This is a genomic window from Streptosporangium sp. NPDC002721 (genome assembly GCF_042888905.1).
GTDB lineage: Bacteria > Actinomycetota > Actinomycetes > Streptosporangiales > Streptosporangiaceae > Streptosporangium.
The window spans coordinates 1-4,772 of the sequence record NZ_JBIAQI010000081.1 but is presented as its reverse complement, the minus strand read 5'-3'; the positions used below and the strand labels follow the sequence as shown (position 1 = coordinate 4,772).

Annotated in this window: 1 protein-coding gene; it reads left to right on the top strand. The window is 71.7% G+C overall.

What is annotated here, in order from left to right:
• Positions 1 to 17: 17 nt before the first annotated feature.
• Positions 18 to 4,772, top strand: a 4,755-nt coding sequence (locus tag ACFYWM_RS44590; protein ID WP_389927938.1) for an SDR family NAD(P)-dependent oxidoreductase, incomplete at its 3' end; no start/stop codon positions are given.

Below are 4,772 nucleotides of genomic sequence, written 5' to 3'. Positions count from 1 at the left end.
CGGGCCGGGAGAAGGAGGTGTCGGTCGCCGCCGTCAACGGCCCGTCCTCGGTGGTGATCTCCGGGGTGGAGGAGGCGGTGCTGGAGATCGCCGCCGCTCTGGAGGAGCGCGGGATCAAGACGCGGCGTCTGCGGGTCTCGCACGCCTTCCACTCGCCGTTGATGGACCCGATGCTGGAGGACTTCCGCGCCCTGGCCCGGACCCTGACCTACAGTCCGCCGCAGATCCCGGTCGTGTCCACCCTGACCGGGGAGACGGCCACCGCCGAGCGGCTGTGTTCGCCGGAGTACTGGGTGGAGCAGGTACGCGGCGCGGTCCGCTTCTCCGACGCCGTCCAGGTCTTGCACGCGCAAGGGGTGCGGGCGTATCTGGAGCTGGGTCCTGACGGGGTGCTGAGTGCGATGGCCGCCGACACCCTCGCCGCTCACGCGGACACGTACGGGGCGGACGCCGTGTTGGTGCCGGTGTTGCGTAAGGACCGCGACGAGCCGATGGCGTCCATGACGGCGCTGGCCGAGCTGTTCGTGCGCGGGGTGGCGGTGGACTGGCGGCAGCTGCTGGCGGGCGGTCGCCGGGTCGATCTGCCGACCTATGCCTTCCAGCACCAGCGGTTCTGGCCGAACGCCAGGCAGAACGGCGACGCCCGCGTGCTGGGCCTGGCTTCCGCTGGGCATCCGCTGCTGGGGGCGGCCGTGGGCTTGGCCGATTCGGATGGTTTGGTGCTGACGGGCCGCCTGTCGGTGAGGTCGCATCCGTGGCTGGCCGATCACGTGGTGGCGGGCTCTGTGGTGGTGCCGGGCACCGCGTTCGTGGAGCTGGCCGTGCGGGCGGGTGATCAGGTCGGTTGTGAGCTGCTGGAGGAGCTGACGCTGGCCGCCCCGCTGGTGCTGGGTGAGGATGACGCGGTCGTGGTGCAGATCGCGGTGGGTGCGCCGGAGGAGAGCGGTCGCCGGACCTTGAGTGTCTACTCCCGGTCGGCGCAGGCCGGGGAGGAGACGCCGTGGGTGCGGCACGCCACCGGCACGCTCGCCACGGGCACCGGGGTCGTCGCGCCGTTCGACGCGGTGGTGTGGCCCCCGGCCGGAGCGACCGCGATCGAGCTGGACGGGTTGTATGACGAGCTGGCCACCCGGGGGCTGGGGTATGGCCCGGTGTTCCAGGGGTTGCGGGCGGCCTGGCACGGTGCCGGTGGCGAGGTGTTCGCCGAGGTGGCGCTGCCCGAGCAGGTGGTGTCGGAGGCGGGGTCGTTCGGGGTGCATCCGGCTCTGCTGGACGCGGCGCTGCACGGCGTGGCTTTCTCGGGGCTGGATGATTCCGAGGGCGGCCGGTTGCCGTTCTCGTGGCAGGAGGTGAGTTTGCACGCTGCCGGGGCGTCGGTGTTGCGGGTGCGGTTGGTCCGGGCGGGTACCGACTCGATCACCTTGACGGCGGTGGATGCGGCTGGGGAGTTGGTGGTGTCGGCGCGGTCGCTGGTGTTGCGTCCGTTCTCGCCTGAGCAGTTGGTAGGTGTTGGGGGTGGTGTGGAGCGGGATTCGCTGTTCGGGGTGGACTGGGTCGCGTTGGCGGAGGTGTCGGGCGCGAGGGCCGGCGCGAGCATGGTCGAGCTGAGCGGGGATCTCGCCTCGCTGGATCCGGTGCCGGATGTGGTCACGTTCACCGTGGGATCGGCGGACGCCGGGAGCGTGGTGGAGTCGACGCACGAGCTGGTCGCCCGCGTTCTGGGCCTGCTGCAGGAGTGGCTGGCCGACGAGCGGTTCGGGGCCTCGCGCCTGGTGTTCGTCACCCGGGGCGCGGTCGAGGCGCGGGAAGGTGATGTGGTCGCCGATCTGGCGGCCGCGGCGGTGTGGGGTCTGGTGCGGTCGGCGCAGTGGGAGGAGCCGGGCCGGTTCGTGCTGATCGACGCCGAGGGTGAGGTCTCCTCCTCGGTGCTGGCCGGAGTGCTGGCTTCGGGTGAGTCGCAGGCGGCGGTGCGTGAGGACGCGGTGCTTGTTCCTCGCCTGGCGAGAGTGTCGCCGGGCGATGAGTATGCCCAGGCATGGGATCCGGATGGCACGGTGTTGATCACTGGTGGGACCGGTGGTCTGGGTGGTCATCTGGCCCGGCACCTGGTGTCCGAACGAGGCGTACGGCATCTGCTGCTGACCAGCCGCAGGGGCCCGGACGCGCCCGGCGCGGTGGAGTTGCGGGCCGAGCTGATCGCCCACGGTGTCGAGGTCACGGTCGCCGCCTGTGACATGTCCGACCGGGAGGCGGTGGCGGCTCTGTTGGCGGGAGTGGACGCCGAGCACCCGCTGACGGCGGTGGTTCACACCGCGGGTGTGCTGGCCGACGGCACGATCCCGTCGCTGACACCCGAGCGGCTGGAGACGGTGCTGCGGCCGAAGGTCGACGCGGCCTGGCACCTGCACGAGCTCACCCGGGACCTGGATCTGGCGGCGTTCGTCGTGTACTCGTCCTTGTCGGGGGTGATGGGCTCGGCCGGGCAGGGCAACTACGCGGCCGCGAACGCGTTCGTGGACGCGCTGGCTCAATACCGGCGCGCCGAAGGGCTGCCCGCGCTGTCGCTGGCGTGGGGTGCCTGGAGTCAGGACGTCGGGATGACCGGCACGCTGAGCGACGCCGATACGCGCAGGATGGCGCGGGCGGGCATGCCGCCGCTGTCGGTGGAGCAGGGCCTGGCGCTGTTCGAGGCCGCTGTCGGGTGTGAGCGCGCGGTGCTGGTGCCGGTCCGGCTGGATCTGCCGTTGATGCGCGGCCATGGCGAGGTTCCGGCGTTGTTGCGGGGTCTGGTGCGGGGTGGTCGTCGCTCGGCGGCGTCGGGCTCGGCGGTGGCCGCGACGTTGCTGCAGCGGCTGGCCCCGCTGGGGGCGACCGAGCGTGTCGAGGTCCTGGTGGACCTGGTCCGCGGTCAGGCCGCCGCCGTCCTCGGACACCCCGACTCCGCGACGGTGGACGTCCGGCGGGAGTTCCGCGAGCTGGGTTTCGACTCCCTCACCGCGGTGGAGCTGCGTAACCGGCTGAACGCGGTGACCGGGTTGCGGTTGTCGGCGACGTTGGTGTTCGACTATCCGACGCCGAGCGTGCTGGCGGAGTTCCTGCTGGCGGAGCTGTTCGGCGAGGACGCCGATGTGGTGGTTCCCGTCGGGATCCGGCCGGTGGCCGATGACCCGATCGTGATCGTGGGGATGGCCTGCCGCTATCCGGGTGGGATCGCCTCTCCTGAGGACCTGTGGCGGCTGGTGGCCGAGGGCGGGGACGCGATCTCTCCGTTCCCGACCACGCGAGGCTGGGATCTGGCGGCGTTCTACAATCCGGACCGGGAGAGCCGGGGAACCAGTTACGTGCACGAGGGTGGTTTCCTGCACGAGGCCGGGCAGTTCGATCCAGGGTTCTTCGGGATCTCGCCGCGTGAGGCGCTGGCGATGGATCCGCAGCAGCGGCTGCTGCTGGAAGCCTCGTGGGAGGCGTTCGAGCGGGCCGGGATCGACCCGACCTCCCTGCGCGGCAGCCGTACCGGGGTGTTCGCCGGGTTGATGTATCACGACTACGCGATGAGCGCTGATCTGCCGCCGGAGGCGATGGGTTTCATCAGTACGGGTACGTCGGGCAGTGTGGCGACCGGCCGGGTCTCGTACGCGCTGGGGCTGGAGGGCCCGGCGGTGACGGTGGACACGGCGTGTTCGTCGTCGCTGGTGGCGACGCACATGGCGGCCCAAGCCCTGCGGTCGGGGGAGTGCTCGCTGGCGTTGGCCGGTGGGGTGACGGTGATGGCCACCCCGGGGGCGTTCATCGGTTTCAGCGCGCAGGGTGGGCTGGCCGGTGATGGGCGGTGCAAGTCCTTCGCCGACGCGGCCGACGGGGTGAGCTGGTCCGAGGGTGTGGGCATGCTGGTGCTGGAGCGGCTGTCGGACGCGCGGCGCAACGGCCACGAGGTGCTGGCGGTCGTGCGTGGGTCGGCGGTGAACCAGGACGGCGCGTCCAACGGGCTGACGGCGCCGAACGGTCCGTCGCAGCGGCGGGTGATCCGCCAGGCGCTGGCCGGGGCTGGGCTGTCGGTGTCCGAGGTGGACGCGGTCGAGGGTCACGGGACCGGCACGACGCTGGGTGATCCGATCGAGGCGCAGGCGCTGCTGGCGACCTACGGCCAGGATCGGGATGAGGATCGGCCGTTGTTGCTGGGGTCGATCAAGTCGAACCTCGGTCACACGCAGGCGGCGGCGGGTGTGGCGGGTGTGATCAAGATGGTCATGGCGATGCGGCATGGCACGCTGCCCAAGACGCTGCACGTCGATGCCCCCTCCTCGCACGTGGATTGGGCCTCGGGCGCGGTGGAGGTGCTGACCGAGCCGACCGAGTGGCCGGAGACGGGTCGTCCGCGTCGGGCGGGTGTGTCGTCGTTCGGGATCAGCGGCACCAACGCGCACGTGATCCTGGAGCAGGGCCCGGAGACCTCGCGTGCCGAGGCGGAGACGCCGGCCACGGACATGCTGCCGGTGGTGGTGTCGGGTCGTACGGCGGAGGCGTTGCGGGCGCAGGCCGGGCGGCTGGCCGTGCACGTGGAGGACCGAGGTGAGGTGGCGCCGGCCGACATCGCGTTCTCGCTGGCCACGACGCGGTCGGTGTTCGAGCATCGGGCGGTGGTGCTGGCCGACGGTCGCGAGAGCGTGCTGGCGGGGTTGGGTGCGCTGGCCGAGGACCTGCCGGGGGCGGGTGTGGTGCGTGGCGTCGCGGCAGCGGAACCGAGGCTGGCGGTGTTGTTCACCGGTCAGGGC